General features: G+C 62.4%; 2 protein-coding genes. Both read right to left on the bottom strand.

All coding sequences use genetic code 11. The features are described 5' to 3' along the window. Window positions 1-147 precede the first annotated feature (147 nt). Window positions 148-882 carry an IS21-like element helper ATPase IstB gene (istB, locus tag ACFO3E_RS15505; protein WP_380805923.1) on the bottom strand — a complete coding sequence of 245 codons (735 nt, stop codon included), beginning with the start codon at window positions 880-882 and terminating at the stop codon, window positions 148-150. Further along, window positions 815-2,380, bottom strand: coding sequence for an IS21 family transposase (gene istA, locus ACFO3E_RS15500; protein WP_380805920.1), 1,566 nt, complete (start codon window positions 2,378-2,380; stop codon window positions 815-817). The genes istB and istA overlap by 68 nt, the downstream gene beginning before the upstream one ends. Between the last annotated feature and the right edge of the window lie 113 nt (window positions 2,381-2,493).

Below are 2,493 nucleotides of genomic sequence, written 5' to 3'. Positions count from 1 at the left end.
TGTCAATCGGCACCGGATATTCACCCCGATAAGCGCCCAACATTGACCCCCTGATAGTGCGCAGGATCGTCGGCATGGGGGTGAGGCGGCGGAGGGCGTAGCCCGTAGCCGGCTCACCCCCATGCCGATGGCGTTTCTCCTGGGCTATCAGGCAGCTTCGCGGTTCTTGAAGCGCCAACTCTCGTTGCCGGTTTCGATGATGTCGCAATGGTGCGTCAGCCGATCGAGCAGCGCGGTGGTCATTTTGGCATCGCCGAACACCGAGGGCCATTCGCCGAACGCGAGATTGGTGGTCACCATGATCGAGGTCTGCTCGTAGAGCCGGCTGACCAGGTGGAACAGTAACTGACCGCCAGACAGAGCGAACGGCAGATAGCCCAGCTCGTCGAGGATCACCAAGTTGAGCCGGGACAGATGATCGGCAATGCGCCCCGCTTTTCCTGCGCGGGTTTCAGCTTCGAGCCGGTTCACCAGGTCGATGGTGTTGTAATATCTGACCCTGGCGCCGGTGCGCACGCAGGAGCGACCGATAGCAATGGCAAGGTGGGTTTTGCCGGTCCCGGTTCCTCCGACCAGCACAGCATTGCGCTGGTTGGCCAGGAAGGCGCCGGTGGCCAGATCGCGTACCAGCCCCTCATTGATCGGCGTTTCTGCAAAGTCGAACGCCGTAATTTCCTTGGCCAGCGGCAGCTTGGCGATCGTCATCTGATATTTGATCGAGCGTGCCTGCTTTTCGTCGATCTCGGCCTTCAGCAGATCACCGACCACGCGGCTTGGGCCATGCTGCCGCTTTACCGCATCGGCGATCACCTCATCATAGGCGTGCCGCATGCCCGCGAGCTTGAGCGTCCCCATCATCTCCAGGATCTCGTGGCGTTCCATAGAACCTCCTCAGGCTATCATAACGGGCGCAGTCGGCGACGGGCTCGTGACGGAGCCGGAGCGCCTCGGGCGTAGCGATGGTCAGCGGCGCCGATGGCTGGCGCTGACGGGTCAGGATGTTGAGCACGACATCGCGGCTAACGGTGCCGCCGATCAGCGCCTCGGCGCAGGCGGCTTCCACGGCATCGAGCCCGTCGCTGAGTACCGCCGTCAGGATGCCGACCATCTGGCGGTCGCCATCAGCATGGCCACCAAGGCGGCGGCGTACCCGCTCGATTGCTGGCGGAAGCGACCAGTCCTTGAACGGTGCGCCGTTACGCAGCGCGCCGGGCTTTCTTGCCAGCACAGGGACGTAATGCCAGGGATCATAGATCGTCTGGTCACGGCCGAACCGGCGGGCATGCTCGCCGACTATCTCGCCTTCCTGCCGGATGACGATGCGGTCGGCATAGGCATGGATCTCCACCGGCCGCCCCGCTGCCGATGCATGCACCGAGTATTTGTTATAGTCGAACCGCACCAGCAGCGTCTTCGATACCGACGCGGGCAAAGCGTGGAAGCCGTCGAACGGCCCCCTATAGGCGATCAGGGCGGGACGATCCGCGGTCTCGAACACCTCCCAGACCGTCCGGTCCTTCAACTCGGGATGCGCGGCATGCTTCGACCGCGCGACACAGCGATCCTCGAGCCATGCGTTCATCTCGGCGTAGCTCCTGAACCGTAACCGGGGCGTGAAGAAGCGTTCACGCACCAGGCCCACCTGATTCTCGACCTGGCCTTTCTCCCACCCGGATGCTGGCGTGCAGGCAACCGGCTCGACCAGATAATGTCCGCACATCTGTTGGAAGCGGCGGTTATACTGGCGCTCGCGACCGGCAAAGATCGCATCGACCGCCGTCTTCATGTTGTCGTAGATGCCGCGCTGGCAGGCCCCGCCGAAGAAGGCAAACGCCTTGTCGTGCGCATCGAAGACCATCTCCTGGCTCTCGCGCGGATAGGCACGCACGTAGAACATCCGGCTATGACAAAGCCGCATGTGCGCGACCTTCACGGTGGTCGTCGCCCCGGCAATGACGACGATCTCATGGCTCCAGTCGAACTGGTAAGCTTCACCTGGTGCGAAGCTTAGCGGCACATAGGCCGCCGCCGTCACCGCTGAGCGCTCCCGATGCCAGTTAGTCGCATATCGCCGGACCGCGTCATAACCGCCACGATAGCCAAGACCCTGCAACTCCTCGAACAACCTGACCATCGTCAGCCGCTCGCGCCGTTCCTTGCGGTCGTTCGCCTCCAGCAGCCTGTTCAAATCCGAAGCCCAAGGCCCCAGCTTCGGCAAGGGCTGCACGCTGCGCTCATATGTGAAGGCCGTCTCGCCCGAGCGCAGCACCTTGCGAACCGTGTTCCGCGAAACACCAAGATCCCGCACGATCTCCTTGATCGACTTGCCCTTGACGAAAAACTCGCGCCGGATGCGCGCTACCGTCTCCACGATCAGCATCTCCCACCCGCTCCCGCAGCAAAGCGCAAGAGCGTGAACCGCAATCGTTCAGGGGGTCAACTTTGGAAGCCTATCACCCCAAAACTAGGGTCAACATTGCAGGCTTATTCACA

It is taken from the genome of Sphingobium tyrosinilyticum (assembly GCF_042654265.1).
Taxonomy (GTDB): Bacteria; Pseudomonadota; Alphaproteobacteria; order Sphingomonadales; family Sphingomonadaceae; genus Sphingobium; species Sphingobium tyrosinilyticum.
The sequence above is the reverse complement of the archived record's forward strand: the minus strand, read 5'-3'. Positions and strand labels throughout refer to the sequence as shown.

What these genes read in the sequence shown, in the direction of transcription:
- istA (WP_380805920.1), bottom strand. Translation starts at nt 2,380, where the DNA reads ATGCTGATCGTGGAGACGGTAGCGCGCATCCGGCGCGAGTTTTTCGTC.
- istB (WP_380805923.1), bottom strand. Translation starts at nt 882, where the DNA reads ATGGAACGCCACGAGATCCTGGAGATGATGGGGACGCTCAAGCTCGCG.